The 19,217-nt window shown below is 71.7% G+C and carries 15 protein-coding genes; 10 read left to right on the forward strand and 5 right to left on the reverse strand.

Going from position 1 to position 19,217, the window contains the following annotated elements:
* Nucleotides 1-45: 45 nt before the first annotated feature.
* Complete coding sequence (locus tag C2L59_RS47620) at nucleotides 46-204, forward strand: hypothetical protein (RefSeq protein WP_158263134.1); 159 nt, start codon at nucleotides 46-48, stop codon at nucleotides 202-204.
* Here the strand turns inward: C2L59_RS47620 and C2L59_RS38420 are convergent.
* Nucleotides 159-3,491: a TM0106 family RecB-like putative nuclease gene (locus C2L59_RS38420; RefSeq protein WP_103354498.1), complete on the reverse strand. Its 3,333-nt coding sequence runs from the start codon at nucleotides 3,489-3,491 to the stop codon at nucleotides 159-161. The genes C2L59_RS47620 and C2L59_RS38420 overlap by 46 nt on opposite strands.
* A 165-nt stretch (nucleotides 3,492-3,656) precedes the next feature.
* Here C2L59_RS38420 and C2L59_RS38425 point away from each other — a divergent pair, with 165 nt between their 5' ends.
* The 7 genes from C2L59_RS38425 (at nucleotide 3,657) to C2L59_RS38455 (ending at nucleotide 11,777) form a co-directional block, all read left to right on the forward strand.
* On the forward strand, nucleotides 3,657-6,239 hold the full coding sequence (locus C2L59_RS38425; protein ID WP_103354499.1) for an alpha-glucuronidase family glycosyl hydrolase: 2,583 nt from the start codon (nucleotides 3,657-3,659) through the stop codon (nucleotides 6,237-6,239).
* Between the two features lie 85 nt (nucleotides 6,240-6,324).
* Complete coding sequence (locus C2L59_RS38430) at nucleotides 6,325-7,266, forward strand: acyl-ACP desaturase (protein ID WP_103354500.1); 942 nt, start codon at nucleotides 6,325-6,327, stop codon at nucleotides 7,264-7,266.
* Between the two features lie 23 nt (nucleotides 7,267-7,289).
* Nucleotides 7,290-8,054, forward strand: a complete 765-nt coding sequence (locus C2L59_RS38435) for an IclR family transcriptional regulator (RefSeq protein WP_199199489.1) — start codon at nucleotides 7,290-7,292, stop codon at nucleotides 8,052-8,054.
* A 70-nt stretch (nucleotides 8,055-8,124) separates the two neighbouring features.
* Nucleotides 8,125-9,156 carry an aromatic ring-hydroxylating dioxygenase subunit alpha gene (locus C2L59_RS38440; protein WP_103354502.1) on the forward strand — a complete coding sequence of 344 codons (1,032 nt, stop codon included), beginning with the start codon at nucleotides 8,125-8,127 and terminating at the stop codon, nucleotides 9,154-9,156.
* Entirely contained in the window at nucleotides 9,153-9,311 is a 159-nt protein-coding gene (locus tag C2L59_RS38445) for a hypothetical protein (RefSeq protein ID WP_103354503.1), read from the forward strand. Before C2L59_RS38440 ends, C2L59_RS38445 begins: the two co-directional genes overlap by 4 nt.
* Nucleotides 9,311-10,228, forward strand: coding sequence for a PDR/VanB family oxidoreductase (locus tag C2L59_RS38450; RefSeq protein ID WP_103354504.1), 918 nt, complete (start codon nucleotides 9,311-9,313; stop codon nucleotides 10,226-10,228). Before C2L59_RS38445 ends, C2L59_RS38450 begins: the two co-directional genes overlap by 1 nt.
* Nucleotides 10,229-10,319: 91 nt before the next feature.
* Complete coding sequence (locus C2L59_RS38455; protein WP_103354505.1) at nucleotides 10,320-11,777, forward strand: phosphatidylserine/phosphatidylglycerophosphate/cardiolipin synthase family protein; 1,458 nt, start codon at nucleotides 10,320-10,322, stop codon at nucleotides 11,775-11,777.
* Nucleotides 11,778-11,780: 3 nt separating this feature from the next.
* Here the strand turns inward: C2L59_RS38455 and C2L59_RS38460 are convergent, their stop codons facing one another.
* From C2L59_RS38460 to C2L59_RS38475, 4 genes are all read right to left on the reverse strand, one after another.
* Nucleotides 11,781-13,355 carry a succinic semialdehyde dehydrogenase gene (locus tag C2L59_RS38460; protein ID WP_103354506.1) on the reverse strand — a complete coding sequence of 525 codons (1,575 nt, stop codon included), beginning with the start codon at nucleotides 13,353-13,355 and terminating at the stop codon, nucleotides 11,781-11,783.
* A complete protein-coding gene (locus tag C2L59_RS38465; RefSeq protein WP_103354507.1) occupies nucleotides 13,352-14,980 on the reverse strand; it encodes a GMC family oxidoreductase in 1,629 nt (542 codons plus the stop codon). The genes C2L59_RS38460 and C2L59_RS38465 overlap by 4 nt, the downstream gene beginning before the upstream one ends.
* 98 nt (nucleotides 14,981-15,078) lie before the next feature.
* Nucleotides 15,079-15,537: a dihydrofolate reductase gene (locus C2L59_RS38470; RefSeq protein WP_103354508.1), complete on the reverse strand. Its 459-nt coding sequence runs from the start codon at nucleotides 15,535-15,537 to the stop codon at nucleotides 15,079-15,081.
* Nucleotides 15,534-16,331 (reverse strand): thymidylate synthase, encoded by a 798-nt coding sequence (locus tag C2L59_RS38475; protein ID WP_103354509.1) that lies wholly within the window; start codon nucleotides 16,329-16,331, stop codon nucleotides 15,534-15,536. Before C2L59_RS38475 ends, C2L59_RS38470 begins: the two co-directional genes overlap by 4 nt.
* A gap of 108 nt (nucleotides 16,332-16,439) precedes the next feature.
* On the opposite strand from C2L59_RS38475, the gene C2L59_RS38480 reads away from it, so the two are divergent.
* Both C2L59_RS38480 and katG read left to right on the forward strand, forming a co-directional pair.
* Complete coding sequence (locus C2L59_RS38480; RefSeq protein ID WP_103354510.1) at nucleotides 16,440-16,892, forward strand: Fur family transcriptional regulator; 453 nt, start codon at nucleotides 16,440-16,442, stop codon at nucleotides 16,890-16,892.
* The gene (katG, locus tag C2L59_RS38485) at nucleotides 16,889-19,162 is read left to right on the forward strand and encodes a catalase/peroxidase HPI (protein WP_103354511.1); all 2,274 of its coding nucleotides are present in this window, start codon (nucleotides 16,889-16,891) and stop codon (nucleotides 19,160-19,162) included. Before C2L59_RS38480 ends, katG begins: the two co-directional genes overlap by 4 nt.
* The last annotated feature ends 55 nt before the right edge of the window (nucleotides 19,163-19,217 follow it).

Consider the following 19,217-nt stretch of genomic DNA (forward strand, 5'->3'; position numbering starts at 1 on the left):
GCCACCCCGCGCTTTGGTCACCCGCTCCCGGGGTAACCCTCAGCCATGACCGAATCCGAGCAGACCCCGCTCACCCCCGACGTCCCGGCCCCACCCGGCACCCCCGAGCTCGACCTCGACATCCCCGTCCCCGAGACCCACAAGGAAAAGCCCGGCTCTCAGGACGTCGACGACGACGCCGGTGAGGTCGAACCGCCCGGCTGACCCGCCGGCCAGGGGGAGGCCGCCGTCATCAGGCCGATCGTGCCCGCGACCAGGCGCATCTGGTCCACCGTGCGGATGTCCGCCTCCACCAGGCGTGGCGAGCACACCAGCACCGCCAGCGCCTGGGCGCGGGACAACGCCACGTTGAGGCGGTTGCGGGACAACAGGAAATCCAGCCCGCGCGGCAGGTCCACCGCTGACGACGACGTCATCGTGGTGATCACCACCGGGGCCTCCTGGCCCTGGAACCGGTCGACCGTGCCCACCCGGACGCCCGGGAAGCCGGCCTCCTCCAGGGCGCGGGTCACCGTCCTGGCCTGCAAGTTGTACGGCGCCACCACCACGATGTCCGCGTCGGCCAAGGGGCGGGGCGGGCCGTGGTCGGTCCACATGCGACCGTGCACTTCGGACACTATGCGCACGACCTCGGCCGCTTCCTCCACCGAGCGGGTCGTGTTACCACAGTGGTCCACTTCGGACAGATACAGCCCCGCCGCGACACCGGCCAGGGACCGGCCGGCGGCGGAGGCGTGTGCGTGCAGGCGTCCGGCGTAGGACAGGTTCGACACCGGCTCGCACACCGCCGGGTGCATGCGCCGGGTCTCGTCGAGGAAGTAGCCCAGCTCCGCGGGCATGATGGCGGCCTCGCCGATCAGGTGCCCCAGCGCCGACGCCTCCGCGCCCGCCGGGTGGGTGCCCTGCACCACCTGCGGCAGCTGCTGCGGGTCGCCCAGCAGCAGCAGGTTCTTCGCGCACATCGACACCGCCAGCGCGTCGGCCAGGGCGAACTGGCCCGCCTCGTCGATGATCAGCAGGTCGAACGGCTCTTCGCGGACCGCCGCGTTGGCGAACGTCCACGCCGTCCCGCCCACCAGGTGCCCGGTGTCGTGCTCCTCGCGCCACTTCACCAGGGCCGGGTTGCTCTTCGGCTGCTCCCACGGCGCCGCCGGGTCCGGCGTCCTCTTCGCGCGCTTGGCGCACGGCAGGTCCGGCGCGCTCTTCTTGGCCGCGCTCAGCACGTTCTCCACGGCCTTGTGGCTCGTGGACGTCACCGCGACCGTCCGCCCGGCCCGCACGAGGTGCGCGATCAGCTTCCCGGCCAGGTACGTCTTGCCCGCGCCCGGCGGGCCCTGCACGGCCAGGGTCGAGCCGTCGAGCTCGTCGACCGCCTCGATCACCGTCGCGACCAGGTCCGGCCCCGGTTCCGGCAGCGCCGCGCCGCCGCGCAGCCGCGGCGGGGTCCGGCGGAGCAGGTCGACGCCGGGGTGGCGCGGCAGCTCCGGGAGCGCGTCGACGACCAGGCGGGCGAGGTCGGCGACCGCGTCGTCCTTGGGTGAGGGCCGGACCGGGCTGCCGGGCAGCACCGCCGTCGGCCGGTCGTTCGTGGTCGCGTCCGGCGGGCTGCTCTCCTCCAGGGTCAGCTCCACGGCCGACGCGGCGACGACCTTCGCGTCTCGGGCGGTGTCGCCGTAGCGCAGCCGCACGTCGTCGCCCGGGGCGAACGGGTGCGGCCGGTCGGGGTCGCACGCCAGCTGCAACGTCCGCTTCGCGGTACGCACCCGCCCGGCGGGCGGCACCCACTCCCCCGCTTCCAGCGAGACCGGCACGGCGCAGGCGGTGTCCACCTCGAGGTCGCCGAGCGGCGCGGCCAGCTGGCGGAAGTACTCCCACCACGCCGGGTTCGTCTCCCGGCGGTGGTAGCCGACGGACGCCGCGAGCAGCGCGCGGGCCCGCTCCTCGCCGGTGAAGGCGCCCGGGTCGTCCGGCAGCCCGTCCAGCAGCGGGTCGACGAGGGCGGCCAGGTGCGCGGCCCGTTCGGCGCGCCGCTCGGCGGCGACGTCCTCCTCGGCCGCGCGCAGCAGCGCGTCCTCGGCGGACTCCTCGGCCGGCTCCGGCACGTCGATCCCCGCTTCGGCGCGGACTCGGTGCAGGAACTCGAACAGCCGCTGCGCGGAGACGCAGTCGTCCTCGGTGTTCTCGCCGATGCGGCGCAGCACCTCGTCGGCGCGTTCCGGCTCCCCGGACTGCGCGAGCGCCAGGTACTCCTCGTACGCGTCGACGTCGGACACGGCGGTCTTCGTGCGGGCGCCCGGCTGGTAGAGCGGCTCGAGGTGCCGGATCGAGTACGACCGCTGCGACACCCGCAGCGCCTTGCGCACGACCGCGTGCAGGTCCACGACGGCGCCGCTGCGCAGCAGGTGGTCGACGGTCTCCTCGCGGGTGCCGTGCACCGCCGCGAGCCGCTTGATCGCGGTGACCTCGTACGGCGCGTAGTGGTACACGTGCGAGCCCGGGTGCTCGGCGACCCGCGCCGCGGCGAAGTCGACGAACTCCTCGAACGCGCGCCGCTCCTGGGCCCGGCTGTGCGCCCAGAACGCCGTGAACTCCCGGTCGCCGACCGCGCCGAACAGGTACTCCAGGCCCTCGCCCGCGAGGGCGTGCGGGTCGCCGGCGAGGTCGGCGAACACGTCGCCCGGTGCCGGGGGCGGCAGCGCGGCCAGCGCGCCGGGATCGACGACCTCGTAGGCGACCTCGCCGGTGGCGTCCTGCCGGACCTGCAACGCGGCCTGGGCGCGCAGCGCCGCGAACGACGTCACGGACAGGTCCCGCGGCCGGTCGGCCGGCCCGGCCGCGGCGAGCGCGTCGATCGAGCCCAGCCCGGCGTCGACCAGCTTGCGGCGCTGGTCGGCGCGCATCCCGGCGACCAGCGAGAGGTCCCGGTCGGCTTCCCGGGCCGACGCGCAGTGCTGCGCGAACCCGCAGCCGGCGCAGGCGGGGCGTTCGTCGGCCCACAGCGGGACCGGCAGCCGCGGCGGCCGTCCGGCCAGCCGGGCCCGCAGGCGGTCCACCAGCGGCCGGAAGTCTTCGACGCGCAGCGTCCGGGTGCCGCCGTCGGTGAGCCGGAGGTGCAGGTGCGGCCCCACGGGCCAGCCGGCGCGCCCCACCGCGTCCGCGCACGCGGTCAGCCGGACCACCGCCGCGGGCGTCACCTGCCGGACCGGCTGCTCGTCGTGGACCTCGTAACGGCCTTCGCCGTCCTGGACCAGGAGGTCCGCCTGCGCCGAGAACCGGCCGTCGAGGAAGACCGCCCGGCCGATCACCGGGACGCCGGACCGCAGCGCTTCCTCGGTCGCCTTCGCGGCGAGTGCGAGGTCTTCGACGTCGACCTCGGCGGCGCCGCCCGGTGCGGGCCGCGGCGCTCCCGGCAGACCGGCGGCCAGCGCCTGGGCGAGGATGCTGCGGTGCTCGCATTCGAGCAGGTCGGCGAGATCGGCTGGGGTGAGCATCGCCGCGAAGTCTGGCACGGCCGATCTTCGGGGCCGGAGCACGTTGTCCCGACACGCCGAAACTTTCGGGATTTCCCGGTATATCGCCAATTCTTGACAGCCCGGAACCCGGCCCGCGATAGTGCGGGAACCGAACCGGATACCCGGCGATCACGTGGGGGAACCTTGTCTCTCAGCGACGAGAACGGGCTGCGGCGGCGCGCATTCCTGATCGGCGGCGGAGCCGTCCTGACCACCTCGGTGCTCGGCGCCACCACGGCGCACGCGAGCCCGCCGGCGCCGGCTTTCCCGGGCGGCTATGACGGCTCGGACCTGTGGCTGCGCTACGAGCGGGTCGCCGACGGCGGCCTCCTCGCCCGGTACCGGGCCGCCCTCGGCGCGATCGTCGTGGAGAACGCCGACCGGACGAAGGTGCACCGCCACACGGCGAACCTGAGCATGGCTCCCGGTTCCACCGAACACCTGGTGGAGAGCACTCTGGCGGTGGCGCGGGACGAACTCGCCCGCGGCCTCGGCGGGTTGCTGGGCCGGCCCGTGCCGGTGCGGAACGGGTACCCCGACCGCGCGGTAGTCGTGGGCACTCCGGACAGCTCGCCGTTGGTGCACCGGCTCGTTCCCGCGCACGACCTCGCGCCGCTCGGCGCCGACGGCTACCTCATCCGGTCGCTGTCCCGGGACGGGCACCGGTCGATCGTGATCGCCGGCAACACCGATGTCGCCGCGCTGTACGGGACGTTCGCGTTCCTCCGGCGGCTCCAGGCCGGGCACCCCATCACCGACCTGAAACTTTCTTCGGTTCCGCGGATCAACCACCGGTACCTGAACTACTGGGAGACCGAACGCCTCTACGCCGGGAACAACCCCGCGGGCACCGGCGGGCTCGACGGCGAGAACGGGGCGATCTTCGACTTCACCGCCACCGGCGCGGCCGCCGCGCTGAACCTGCCGGTGATCCTCGACCGGTACCTCGTGGCCGCGCGGGCGATGGCTTCCCTGGGCATCAACGGCATCACGATCAACAACGTCAACGCGAACAGCTTCTACCTCACCCCGGCCGCGATCGAGCAGGAAGCCGCGCTGGCGGACGCGCTGCGCCCGTACGGGATCAAGCTGGCCGTCTCCATCAACTACGCGGCCCCGACGGACGCCCGGTTCGCGCCCGACACCCTCACCAGGGAGCAGCTGGACCCCTACAGCGCGGTGTTCCGGGACTGGTGGACCCGCCGGGCGCGTCAGCTGCAGGCGGCCATCCCGGACTTCATGGGCTTCACCGTCAAAGCCAACTCCGAGGGCCAGCCGGGCCCGCAGGACCTGGGCTACGATCACGGTGACGGCGCCAACGGGATGGCGGCGGCGGTGGCGCCGCTCGGGATGCGGATCTTCTGGCGCACCTTCGTCTACAACGCCGACGTCGACGCCGACCGGCTCAAGCGCGCCTACCTCGAGTTCGGGCCCATCGACGAAGAGCGCCAGCCCGACGGCACGATCGGCCGGTTCGCGAAGAACGTCTTCCTGCAGACCAAGAACGGCCCGCTCGACTACCAGGCCCGGGAGCCGGCCAACCCGCTCTTCGGCCGGCTGGAGCACACGAACCAGGCCATCGAGCTGCAGGTGACCCAGGAGTACACCGGCCAGAACACGATGCTCTGCTACCTCGGCCCGCTGTGGGAAGAGGTCCTGAAGTCCGACACGTACGCCACCGGCCCGGACGGCCGGCTGCTGCCGCACCGCCTGGTGGGTCACGTGGTGGACGGCACCGCCCAGGGCCACCCGGACAGCGCCATCGTCGGGGTGGCCAACTTCGGCAACGCCGACAACCTGACCGGGCACCACTTCGCGCAGGCGAACCTGTACGCCTTCGGCCGGCTGGCCTGGGACTGGACGCTGGACGCCGCGGGCATCGCCGAGGACTGGGTCCGGCTGACCTGGGGCAACCGCGACTTCGTCGTCCGGACGATCGTGGCGATGATGCTGGGCTCGCGGGAAGCGCTGGTCAGCTACCAGACCCCGCTCGGCGTCGCGCACCAGTTCCGGTCCAGCGACCACTACGGCCCCAACCCGGCCGAACGGCTGGCGCGGGACGACTGGAGCCCGGTGTACTACAACAAGGCCGATGCCGCCGGGCTCGGCTACGACCGCTCCCCCACCGGCAGCGGCTTCACCGCGCAGTACTTCCCGGTGCTCGCGGCCCGGTACGCCGATATCGGGACGACGCCCGAGAACCTGCTGATGTGGTTCCACCACGTGCCGTGGGACCGGCGGCTGCACAACGGCCGGATCTTCTGGGACGAACTGGTGTACCGCTACCAGACCGGCGTCCACTACGTCTCCTGGATGCGGCGGGCGTGGGACGCGCTCGAACCGCACGTCGACGCCCGGCGCTTCGCCGAGGTGAAGGCCAAGCTCGCCGCCCACGAGACCGACGCGGGCAGCTGGCGCGACACCTGCGTGCAGTACTGGCAGGGCTTCAACGGCCGGGCCATCCCCACCGCCGGGCCGTTGTCGATCAAGATCGTGGTGGGCGGCCGGCTGCTCGGCGGCTTCGACGCCGGGGCGGCGTCGGCCACCGTCCCGGTGGCGGCCGGGTCGTCGCCGAGAATCACGAAGGTGGCGCCGGCCGATCCGGCGGCAAGGTGCGAAGTGCTTTCCCAGGCGCACAGCGTGCCCGGGCGGGCGGTGGTCCGCGTCACCTCGATGAGCTTCTTCGGGCCGATCCTGAAAGATTACGTGTTCGAGTTCACGCGTTGAGGGGAACCTCCCGGTAGCCGCGTCCGTTGTCGTTTCCTACGGCACCGTAAGTTACGGTCGCGTAGGTACGGAAGGACGTTGCCCGATGCCGGTCCCCGAAACCACCCGCCTGCTGCACGAACTGGAAGGCACGGTCGAAGAGAACCTCAACCGCCACCTCGCCGCCGCCCAGGAGTGGATGCCGCACGAGTTCGTCCCCTGGAGCCAGGGGCGCGACTTCGCCGACCTCGGCGGGGAGGCGTGGGACCCGGAGCAGTCCCGGGTGAGCCCGATCGCCCGGACGGCCCTCGAAGTCAACCTGCTGACCGAGGACAACCTGCCCAGCTACCACCGCGAGATCGAGCGCGCGTTCGGCCGCGACGGCGCGTGGGGCACCTGGGTGCACCGGTGGACGGCCGAGGAGGGCCGCCACGGCATCTGCATCCGCGACTACCTGCTGGTCACCCGCGCCGTCGACCCGGTCGAGCTGGAGCGGATGCGGATGGAAACCATGCAGGCCGGCTACGACACCGGCGACAAGCCGCTGCTCAACGTCTGCGCGTACGTCTCGTTCCAGGAGCTGGCCACCCGGCTCTCGCACCGCAACACCGGCCGCTACACCCAGGACCCCCTGGCCGAGAAGCTGCTGGCCCGGGTGTCCACGGACGAGAACCTGCACATGGTCTTCTACCGCAACCTGGTCAAGGCCGCGCTGGAGATCTCGCCGGACGCGATGATGCGCGCGATCACCGACGAAGTCCTGAACTTCGCGATGCCGGGCGCGGTCATCCCGAGCTTCCAGCGCAAGGCGGCGCTGATGGCCAAGGCCGGCATCTACGACCTGCGCATCCACCACGACGACGTCGTCCAGCCGCTGCTGCGGTACTGGAAGGTGTTCGACCTGACCGGCCTCGGCGCGGCCGGCGAAGCCGCGCGGGAGGAACTCGCGACCTTCATCAAGGGCCTGGACACGCAGGCGTCCCGGTTCGAGGAACGCCGTGACGCCGCCGCCGCGCGCCGGGCCGCGCGGGGCATCGTGGACGCCTGAGCCGCACCCCGCCGGAGGCCGCCGTGCCGCACCGAGGTCGCGTTCCCGGCGCCACCGGGCCGGTACTGGGCCGCGCGCTGCGGGTCCTGGAGGTGTTCTCGCCGGACCGGCCGGCGCTGCGGCTGAGCGAGGTCGCCCGCCGGGCCGGGCTGCCGGCCGCGACCGCGCACCGGCTGCTGCGCGAGTTCTGCGCGTGGGGCGCACTGGAGCGGGACGAGGACGGCGTCTACCGCGTCGGGCTGCGGCTGTGGGAGCTCGGCTCGCTCGCGCCGCGGGGCCTGGGCCTGCGGGAACTCGCCCTGCCGTTCCTGGAGGACCTCTCGCAGATCACCCGGGAGAACGTCCAGCTCGCCGTGCGCGAAGGCACCGAGGTCGTGTACATCGAGCGGATCGCCGGGACCGGCGCGGTGCCGGTGCTGACCCGCGTCGGCGGCCGGTTCGCCCTGACCGCCACCGGCGTCGGGCTCGTCCTGCTCGCCCACGCCCCCGCCGACGTGCAGGAGGACGTCCTGGGCCGCCCGATCGACCGGTACACGAGCGAGACGGTGACCGACCCGGACCGGCTGCGGCACATGCTGGCCGACGTCCGGACGCACGGGTTTTCGATCAGCGAGCGGCAGGTGACCCTCGACGCGCTGTCGGTCGGGGCGCCGATCCACGACGCGCGCGGCCAGGTCGTCGCGGCCGTGTCGCTGGTCGTGCGGTACGGGAGCGCGGCCCCGCACGCGCTCGCTCCGCTCGTCATGACCAGCGCCCGCGCGATTTCCCGCGCGCTTTCCGTCTTATGAAATAGCCCTTCGTGGCGTCCGGGCCGGTCCCGCAGGCTGTGACCCGGCCCACCACGAAAGGACGACCTCGATGAGCGCCATTCCCCGCGACCAGTGGTACGTCGCCGCCTACGGCGCCGAGATCGGCACCGAACTGTTCGGCCGCACCATCTGCGGCGAGCCGATCCTGTTCTGGCGGACCCGCGACGGGAGCGTCACCGCGATGGCCGACCGGTGCGTGCACCGGCGGTTCCCGTTGTCGCAGGCGCCTTCGCGGCTCGTCGACGACCAGGTCGTGTGCGGCTACCACGGCTTCACCTACGGCGTGGACGGCAAGTGCGTGGCCGTGCCCGGGCAGACCCGGGTGCCGCGGACCGCGCGGCTGACGCGCTACCCGCTGGTGGAGCAGGACTCCTTCGTCTGGGTGTTCATCGGCGACCCGGCGAAGGCCGACGCGGCCGCGATCCCCCGGGCGCCCTGGCTCGACTCGCCGGGCTACACGACGGTCTGCGGGAGGGAACCGCTCAAGGCGCGGTACTCGCTGCTGGTGGACAACCTGCTGGACCTGTCCCACGAGACGTACCTGCACGGCGGCTACATCGGCACCCCGGAGGTCGCCGAAACGCCGATCACCACCGAGGTCGACGAGGACGCCGGCGTCGTCTACGTCTCGCGGCACATGGCCGACGCGGCCTGCCCGCCGTTCTACGCCAAGTCGACCGGCCTGGAGGGGCGCATCACGCGCTGGCAGGACATCGAGTACACGCCGCCGTGCCTGTACAAGCTGCACAGCCGCATCGCGCCGGTCGGCTCCGTGCCGAACCCGGACGGCAGCGACCCGGACGCCTTCCACGTCGAGGTCGTGTACGCGATCACGCCGGAAACCGAGCACTCCACGCACGACTTCTGGGCGGTGGCCCGCGACTTCGCCCTCGACGACGAAGGCGTGTCGGCGTTCCTCGCGGAGAACAACCGTACGGTGGTGCTGCAGGACGTGGAAGCCCTCGACGTCCTCGAGCGGGTGATCGCCACCGAACCGGACGGCTACCAGGAGCTGTCGGTCAACATCGACACGGGCGGCCTGGCGGCCCGCCGGATGCTGCAGCGCCTGGCGGCGTCGTGACCGGGCCGATGCTGACCGGCGACCGCGTCAACCGGATCCACTGGGTGCTCGGCACGGATCGCCTGCGCGCGGTCTGCCACTGCGGCGCCGAGCGCGAGTTCGAAGACCCCGTGCAGCTGTGGGACTGGCTGCTCGCCCACCCCGAAGGACACTGATGACGCTCGAACTCCTGGTGGACCGCAAGGAGAAACTGGCCGACGGCGTCGTCCGCCTGACGCTGCGCGCCCCGGACGGCGGGCCGCTGCCGTCGTGGGAGCCGGGGGCGCACATCGACCTGGTGCTGCCCGGCTTCGTGCGCCAGTACTCGCTGTGCGGCGACCCGGCGGACGCGTCGGCGTACCGGGTGGCGGTGCTGCGCGAGCCCGAGGGCCGTGGCGGATCGGCGTACGTGCACGACTCGCTGCGGCCCGGGGACCGCGTCTCGGTCGACGGACCGCGCAACCACTTCGCTTTGGTGGAGGCCGAGCGGTACCTGTTCGTGGCGGGCGGCATCGGCATCACACCGATCCTGCCGATGCTCGAGAGCGTCGCCCGCTCGGGCCGCGACTGGAGGCTGGTCTACGGCGGCCGGACTTCGTCATCGATGGCGTTCACCGCCGACCTGGCCGGCCACGGCGAGCGCGTCGTGGTCCGGCCCCAGGACGAACACGGCCTGCTGGACCTCCCGGCGATCCTGGCCGCGGCGGGGCCGGGAACGGCGGTGTACTGCTGCGGCCCGGAACCGCTGCTGGCGGCGGTGGAGGCGCTGGGGCCGCCCGACCTGCACGTCGAGCGCTTCACCGCGGCGCCGGACGAGGGCCCCCGGACGGCGTTCGAGGTGGAACTGGCCGGATCGGGACGGGTGCTGCCGGTGCCGCCGGACCGCTCGATCCTGGAGGTGGTCGAGGAGGCGGGGGTGCAGGTGCTGTCGTCGTGCCGCGAGGGGACATGCGGGACGTGCGAGACGGGAGTGCTCGGCGGGGAGCCGGATCATCGGGATTCGGTGCTGACAGCGGAGGAGCGGCTGGAGAGCGAGGTCATGATGCTCTGTGTGTCACGGGCGTGCTCACCGCGGCTGGTGCTCGACCTCTGACGGAGTCAGAGCATCTCCACTGTTACGACACACGCCGTTGCGGAGCGTCACTGCGCGGCGAACCGCGCCGATCTGTAGTGATATGAGACGGGTGAAGACCTTTCAGTCTTTCGTGGACAAGGTGGACGAGCGGCTCGGTGACGGGCTCGAGAGCGTCCTGTGCGCCCACCACCGGCGGCGGCTGCGCGGGCTCGGCTGGGGTGACGTGCTCGACCCCGGTGGCGCTCAGGACCGGCTCGGCGGCCGGGCTCCCGTCCGGGACGGCAACCGCGTCGAGGTGCTGATCGACGGCGAGGAGTCGCTGCCCGCCGTAGCCGAGGCCGTCCGGGGGGCGAAATCGCACATTCACCTCGCGAACTGGCACGCCAGTGCCGACTTCCGGCTGACGCGGGAACCCGGGTCGCCCACCCTGCGCGAACTGCTCGCCGAGGCCGCCGGGCGGGGGGTCGAGGTCCGGGTTCTGCTGTGGGCCGGGCCGCCGTTCCCCGCCTTCCAGCCCTCGCGGAAGCTGGCCCGGTCCGAACAGCGGAAGTTCACCGAGGGCACCGGCGTGCGCTGTGTGCTGGACGCCCGTGAGCGGACCATGCACTGCCACCACGAGAAGCTCGTCGTGGTCGACGACGCCGTGGCCTTCGTCGGCGGCGTGGACTTCACCGCGCTCGAAGGCGACCGGCACGACAGCCCGGAGCACCCGCCGCGGTCGATCGGGTGGCACGATCTGATGGCCCGGGTCGAAGGGCCCTCCGTTGCCGACGTCGCCGTGCACTTCCGGCGGCGCTGGACCGAGGTGGCCGGCGAGGCCCTGCCCGAACCGGCGGTGCCGGAGCCGGCGGGCACCAGCCGCGTCCAGCTGCAGAAAACCGTCCCGAACAACACCTACGACTTCCAGCCGAAGGGCGAGTTCACCGTCCTCGACGGCTACCTGCGCGCGCTGAGGTCGGCGCGGCGGCTGGTCTACCTGGAGAACCAGTTCCTGTGGTCGCCGGAGATCGCCGAGGTGCTGCTGGACAAACTGCGCAACCCGCCGTGCGACGAGTTCCGCGTGGTCCTGCTGCTGCCGCGCAAGCCCAGCAACGGCTCGGACACCACCCGCGGCCAGCTGGGCCGGCTGCTCGACGCCGACGACGGTGCCCACCGCCTCCTGGCCGCGACGATCAGCGCGCACGACGGCGACGAGTCGGCCCCGGTGTACGTCCACGCGAAGCTCGGCATCGTGGACGACGAGTGGCTGACCGTGGGCTCGGCGAACCTCAACGAGCACTCGCTCTTCAACGACACCGAGGTCAACCTGGTGACCGACGACCCGGAGGTGGCCCGGACCGCCCGGCTGCGGCTGTGGGCCGAACACCTCGGGCACCCGGTGGCGGAACTGGCGGACCGCGACCCGGCGGACGTCGTGGACAACCTCTGGCGGCCGCTGGCCGAGGAGCAGGCCGAGCGGGAACGCCGGGGCGAGCAGCGGACCCACCGGCTGGTGCTGCTGCCGGGGGCGTCGCGCCGCGCGGCCCGGCTGCAGGGGCCGTTGCGAGGGCTGCTCGTGGACGGCTGAGCGCTACCGGATCCGCAGCTTCCGCATCAGCTTCAGCCCGGAAAGCATGCTCTCGACGTACTTGTCGTACCCCTGCCCCGGCCGCGGTCCCATGACCTGCTTCTTCAGCACCGCCAGGTTCTGCACGTCGGTGTACTTGAGCAGCCCCTGGTCACCGTGGCGAGCCCCGACGCCGGAGTTCTTCACCCCGCCGGACGGAGTTCCCTTGGCCGCGTAGGCCGTCGCCAGGACGTCGTTGACGTTGACGTTGCCCGACTCGATCCGCGCGGCCAGCGCGCAGCCCGCCGCGACGTCGCCGCTCCAGACCGACGCGTTCAGGCCGTAGTCGGTGTCGTTGGCCAGCGCCACCGCTTCGTCGACCGTGCGGTACTTGTGCAGCGCCACCACCGGGCCGAACGTTTCGGTGACCCCGCACAGCATGTCCGTGGTGACGCCCTCGAGGATCGTCGGCTCGAAGAACGCCGGGCCCAGGTCGGGGCGGGGCTTGCCGCCGCAGAGGACCGTCGCGCCCTTCGCCACGGCATCGTCCACATGGGACTTGACGCGGCGCATGTGGTCGACCGAAACCAGGGAGCCCATGTCGGGGCCGAAGTCGTACGCCGCGCGGACGTCGAGGGCCGAGGCCGCCGCCACGAACGCCGTCTTGAACTCCTCGTAGCGGGACGCCGGCAGGTAGATCCGCTCGATGTGCATGCAGATCTGGCCCGTATTGCCGAACGCCCCGAAGATGGCGCCCTGCACGGCCTCCTCGAGGGAAGCATCTTCCAGCACGATCATCGGGTTCTTGCCGCCGAGTTCGAGGCAGCAGCCGATCAGGTTGCGGCCTGCGCGCTCGCCGATCACCCGGCCGGTCGCCGTCGAACCGGTGAACATCACGTAGTCCGCGCGGTCGATCAGCGGCGGCCCGACGTCCGGGCCCTCGCCGCAGACCACCTGGAACAGCCCTTCCGGCAGGCCCGCCTGTTCCAGCAGCCGGACGCCGTAGAGCGGCGAAAGCGCCGTCTTGTTGTCCGGCTTCAGCACCACCGCGTTGCCGGCCATCAGCGCCGGGACCGCGTCGGAAACGCCGGTGGCGAACGGGAAGTTCCACGGCGCGATGATGCCGACGACCCCCTTGGGCAGCCGGACCTCGGTCGACGTCGTCAGCAGCGGCACCGGTCCGCCGCGCTTGGTCGGCGCCAGCAGTTTCGCGGCCCGCTTCAGGTAGTGGCTCATCACCATCGGCGGGTCGCACGTCTCCTCGATCGCCATCCGGCGGTTCTTGCCGCTCTCCACCTGGATGAGGTCGGCGATCGTCCGGGCGTGCTCGACGAACAGCGCGTGCGCCCGCTTGAACACGGCCAGCCGCTGCTTGAGCGGCGTGGCCACCCACTTCCGCTGCGCCTCGCGCGCGGCGGCGAACGCCCGGTCGATGTCGCCGGCCGTCGACTGCGGCAGCTCGACCAGCACGTCGCCGGTGTAGACCTCGGTGAGCTTCCAGGTCTCGCCGGACGAGCCGGGCACCCGGGCCACGAGCTGCTGCAGGAACGCGTCGGTGACCGACGCGGGGCGGGTGAGCCCGAGCGGCGTGAGCGTCATGACCGGCTCCCGAGGACGAGCTGGGCGCCCATTTCGCCGATCATGATGCAGGGCGCGTTGGTGTTGCCGCCGGTGATCGACGGCATGATCGAGGCGTCGCAGACCCGCAGGCCCTCGACCCCGCGCACGCGCAGGTCCGGGCCGACGACGGCGAGCTCGTCGACCCCCATCCGGCAAGTGCCGACCCCGTGGTAGACCGACGTCGCCCGGTTGAGGATCGCGTCGCGCAAAGCCTGGCCTTTCAGGTCCTCGCCCGGGTGGATCTCTTCCTTCACCGCGCCCTTGAACGCCTTCGACGCGAAGATCTCGCGCACCATCTCCGAACCCTCGCCGAGCAGCTCGAGGTCGGCCGGGTCGGACAGGTACCGGAAGTCGATGAGCGGCGCCGCGGCGGGATCGCCCGACGCGAGCCGCAGCGTGCCGCGGCTCTTCGGGTAGATCAGGGTGGTCAGCACGGTGAGCGCGGGGCGCTTGTCGACGTCGTGCCGGATCGGCGCGTCCTGGTTGGGCGAGACGTAGGCCCACGGCAGCAGGTGCAGCTGCAGGTCGGGGACGGCCCCGGCCTGCGAGGTCCGCAGGAACGCGACCGCCTCGAAGACCGAGTTCGCCAGGAACGTGGTGCCGGGCCGGAGCAGCTCGCGGGCCAGCCCGCGGGCGAAGTACGGCGCCGTGCCCTTGTTCTTGCTGGTGGACACGTGGAACGTCAGGGCGTGGAACATGTGGTCGTGCATGTTGTCGCCGACGGGCAGGTCGGCGACGACGTCGATGCCGTGTTCCCCGAGGTGCTCGGCGTGGCCGACGCCGGACAGCATGAGCAGCTGCGCGGAGCCGATGACGCCGGCGGAGAGGATGACCTCCTTGCCGGCGCGGACGGTGCGCCTTCGGCCGCGGTCGAGGACTTCGACGCCGACGGCGCGGCCGTTCTCGATGAGCACCTTCTCGGCCAGGACCCGGTCCTGGAGCTGCAGCGCCGGGGACGCGAGGTGGTGGAGGTAGCCGCGCGAGGCGCTGTAGCGCAGGCCGTCGGCGGCGTTCTGCTGCATCCGGCTGACGCCCTCTTGGGACTCGGCGTTGTAGTCGTCGAGGATCTTGCAGCCGAGCGCGTCGGCGGTGGCGTCGACGAACTGCAGCGAGCCCTCCTGGGGGTTCTTCGCGCGGGTGACCCGGATCGGGCCGCCGGCGCCGCGGAAGGCGTTCTCGCCGTCCTCGAAGTCCTCCATGCGCTTGTAGGCGGCGTTGACGCTGTCGGCGTCCCAGCCGGTGTTGCCCTCGGCGGCCCAGGAGTCGAAGTTGGCGCGGTTGCCGCGGACGTAGACCATGCCGTTGATGGAGCTGGAGCCGCCGACGACCCGCCCGCGCGGCACGGGCATCCGCCGATCGAGAACGTGTTTCTGCGGCACGCCGTAGAAGCCCCAGTCGAGCGGCTTCTTCAGCTGCGGGACGGCGTGCATCGGCCCGACGAGCCCGGGTTTCTTGACGAGCAGCTGCTCGTCGCTCTTCCCGGCTTCGAGGACGATCACGCTGGCCCCGGCCTGGGCCAGCCGCCCGGCGATCGCCGCCCCGGAGCTGCCCGACCCGACGACGACGTAGTCGGCCTCGTCGCTGCGCGCCGCCCTTTTCGCCATACTCGCTCCTCGGTACGACCGGCCACTAGAACTGCAACGTGTTCTAGTTCAAGCCAACCGTATAGCGCCGACCCCGGCGAGCGCAACGGCCCGGGCCGTCAGCCCCAGGTCAGGATGCGGTAGTGCAGGCCGGTCGAGGACTCCAGCCACTCCCCCACGGAGTCCGCCGGGCGGCCGACCTCGGGTGCGTGGGTGTCCCCTTCGAAGGCTTCCTGCAGCTCGGTGACGACGATCCGGTCCGCGAACGGCAGCGCCGCCCGGTACACCGCCGCGCCGCCGATCACCCACACGTCCCCCGGCACCGCGGCCAGCGCCGAAGGCAGGTCGGCGAACGTCTCGACGCCCTCCTGCGGCGCCGATGACAGCACCAGGTTCCGCCGGCCCGGAAGCGGCCGGAACCGCGGCGGCAGCGACTCCCACGTCCGCCGGCCCATCAGCACCGCCGACCCCGAGGTCACCGCGCGGAAGTGCTTGAGGTCCTCCGGCAGGTGCCACGGCAGCACACCGTCGCGCCCGATGACGCCGTTCGCCGCCTGCGCCCAGACCAGGCCGATCACACCGCCACCGGCGCCTTGATGCCCGGATGCGGGTCGTAGCCTTCGAGCGAGAAGTGCTCGTAGGTGTAGTCGAAGAGGGTGTCGGCCGGCTTCAGCCCCAGCTCCGGGAACGGCCGCGCGTCGCGGGCCAGCTGCGTGCGGACCTGCTCGACGTGGTTGTCGTAGATGTGGCAGTCCCCGCCGGTCCAGACGAAATCGCCGACGCCGAGCCCGACCTGCGCCGCGATCATGTGCGTGAGCAGCGCGTAGCTGGCGATGTTGAACGGCACGCCGAGGAACAGGTCCGCGCTGCGCTGGTACAGCTGGCAGGACAGCTCGCCGTCGGCGACGTAGAACTGGAAGAACGCGTGGCACGGCGGCAGCGCCATGCGCGGGATGTCGGCGACGTTCCACGCCGACACGATGATCCGCCGGGAGTCCGGGTTCTCACGCAGCGTGCGCAGGACCTCGGCGATCTGGTCGACGTGTCCGCCGTCCGGGGTCGGCCACGAGCGCCACTGCACGCCGTACACGGGACCCAGGTCGCCGTCGGCCGCCGCCCACTCGTCCCAGATCGTGACGCCGTGCTCCTGCAGCCACGAGACGTTCGCGTCGCCGCGCAGGAACCACAGCAGCTCGTAGGCGATCGAACGGAAGTGGACTTTCTTCGTGGTGATCAGGGGAAAACCCTCGGACAGGCGGTACCGCAGCTGGTGCCCGAAGATCGACCTCGTGCCGGTGCCGGTACGGTCGCCCTTGCGGGCGCCCGTGTCGAGGACGTGGTGGAGGAGGTCTTCGTACTGCGTGTCCGGCATGCCCGGGACTCTAACCCGTGCCGCTGACTCAGCGTGAACCCCGGCTGGGCCACACGGATGGACGCCAAAACTTGACCCATTCCAGAAAAGATCCTAGGGTCGGTGGTGATGTCAGACTTCGAAGCGCAGTTGCGGGCGGTCTCGCTGCGGGTCACGCGGCCCCGGCTGGCCGTGCTGGCCGCGCTGCGGGACCATCCCCACGTCGACACCGAAACGGTGATCGACCTGGTGCGCGCCGAGCAACCGACGGTGTCGCACCAGACGATCTACGACGTGCTGCGGGCCCTCACCGACACCGGGCTCGTCCGGCGCATCCAGCCGGCCGGTGCGAACGCCCGCTACGAAGCCCGGGTGGGTGACAACCACCACCACGTCGTGTGCCGTTCGTGCGGGGCGATAGCCGACGTCGACTGCGCCGTCGGCCACACCCCCTGTCTCACCGCTTCGGACGACCACGGTTTCGTGATCGACCAGGCGGAGGTCGTCTACTGGGGCACCTGCCCCGACTGCGCGGCCGACCGTCCCCGAAAAGATTCGCCGCTCCCGGAAGGAAGTAAATGAGCTCCACCCAGGACAACCCGTCCAGCGCGCAGGGCGTGGACAAGAAGGCGGCGGCCGGTTGCCCGGTCGCGCACGACTCGGTGACCTCGCACGGCAGCGAGAGCGAAAACCCGGCCATCGACTCGCCGGAGCCGAAGACGGGCGGACGTCCGCGCACGAACAAGGACTGGTGGCCCAACCAGCTCGACCTGTCGGTGCTGCACGCGCACTCTCCCAAGGGCAACCCGCTGGGCGAAAAGTTCAGCTACGCCAAGGAATTCGCGAAGCTCGACGTCGACGCGCTCAAGCGCGACATCACCGAGGTGCTCACCACCTCGCAGGACTGGTGGCCCGCCGACTTCGGCCACTACGGCGGCCTGATGATCCGGATGAGCTGGCACGCCGCGGGCACCTACCGCATCCACGACGGCCGCGGCGGCGCCGGGGACGGCAACCAGCGCTTCGCCCCGCTCAACAGCTGGCCCGACAACGCCAACCTCGACAAGGCGCGCCGCCTGCTGTGGCCGGTCAAGCAGAAGTACGGCCAGAAGATCTCCTGGGCCGACCTGCTCGTGCTCGCCGGCAACGTCGCCCTGGAGTCGATGGGCTTCAAGACCTTCGGCTTCGGGTTCGGCCGCGTCGACGTCTGGGAGCCCGAGGAGATCATCTGGGGCCCGGAGGACGACTGGCTGGGCGACGAGCGCTACGTCAGCGACTCGGAGATGGCGCCCGAGGTCGGCGCGACCGAGATGGGCCTCATCTACGTCAACCCCGAAGGTCCCCGCGGCAGCGCGGACTTCGAGGCCGCGGCGCACTTCATCCGCGAGACCTTCGGCCGGATGGCGATGAACGACGAGGAGACCGTCGCCCTCATCGCCGGCGGCCACACCTTCGGCAAGACCCACGGCGCCGGCATCGCCGACGACCACGTGGGCCCGGAGCCGGAGGGCGCGAACCTCGAGACGCAGGGCCTCGGCTGGCTGAGCACCCACGGCAGCGGCAAGGGCGCGGACACGATCACCAGTGGCCTCGAGGTGACGTGGACCGACAAGCCGACCGAGTGGAGCAACCGCTTCTTCGAGATCCTCTTCGGCTACGAGTGGGAGCTCACCACGAGCCCCGGCGGCGCCAAGCAGTACGTCGCCAAGGACGCCCCGGAGATCATCCCGGACCCGTTCGACCCGGACAAGAAGCACAAGCCGACGATGCTCACGACGGACCTGTCGCTGCGCTTCGACCCGGTCTACGGCCCGATCTCGCGCCGGTTCCTGGAGAACCCGGACGAGTTCGCGCTGGCCTTCGCCAAGGCCTGGTACAAGCTGCTGCACCGCGACATGGGCCCGGTCAGCCGCTTCCTCGGCCCGTGGGTCGCCGAGCCGCAGCTGTGGCAGGACCCGGTGCCGGCCGTCGAGGGCGACCTCGTCGGTGACGCCGACATCGCCGCCCTCAAGGCGAAGGTTCTCGACTCGGGGCTCAGCGTCGCGGAACTGGTTTCCACGGCGTGGGCGTCGGCCGCCAGCTTCCGCTCCACCGACAAGCGCGGTGGCGCGAACGGCGCCCGGATCCGGCTCGAGCCGCAGCGCAACTGGGAGGTCAACCAGCCCGAGCAGCTCGGCAAGGTCCTGGAGGTCCTCGAGGGCGTCCAGCGCGAGTTCAACGAGGCCGGCGGCGCGAAGATCTCGCTGGCCGACCTGATCGTGCTGGCCGGCTCGGCCGCCGTCGAGAAGGCGGCGCGCGACGCCGGCGTCGAGACGACCGTGCCGTTCCACCCGGGCCGCACCGACGCCTCGCAGGAGCAGACCGACGTCGACTCTTTCAAGGTGATGGAGCCGCGCGCCGACGGGTTCCGCAACTACCTGCGTTCCGGCGAGAAGCTGCAGCCGGAGACGCTGCTCCTCGAGCGTGCCTACATGCTCGGCCTCTCCGCGCCGGAGATGACGGTTCTCGTCGGCGGCCTGCGCTCGCTCGGCACCAACCACGGCGGTGCCGCGCACGGCGTCCTCACCGACAAGCCGGGCGTGCTCACCAACGATTTCTTCGCCAACCTGCTCGCGCCGGGCACCAAGTGGAAGGCGTCGGAGTCGGCGGAGAACGTCTACGAGATCCGCGACGTCACGACCGACGAGGTCAAGTGGACCGCCACCGCGGTCGACCTCGTCTTCGGGTCGAACTCGCAGCTGCGGGCGCTGGCCGAGGTCTACGCCAGCGACGACGCCCGCGAAAAGTTCGTCGCGGACTTCGTCGCCGCGTGGACGAAGGTCATGGAGCTCGACCGCTTCGACCTCGCCTGAGTCACCACCGCAGACGGGCCCGGCCGATTTCCGGCCGGGCCCGTTTCGCGTGTCC

Origin of the sequence: Amycolatopsis sp. CA-128772, from assembly GCF_002904295.1 — a bacterium.
Classification (GTDB): domain Bacteria; phylum Actinomycetota; class Actinomycetes; order Mycobacteriales; family Pseudonocardiaceae; genus Amycolatopsis.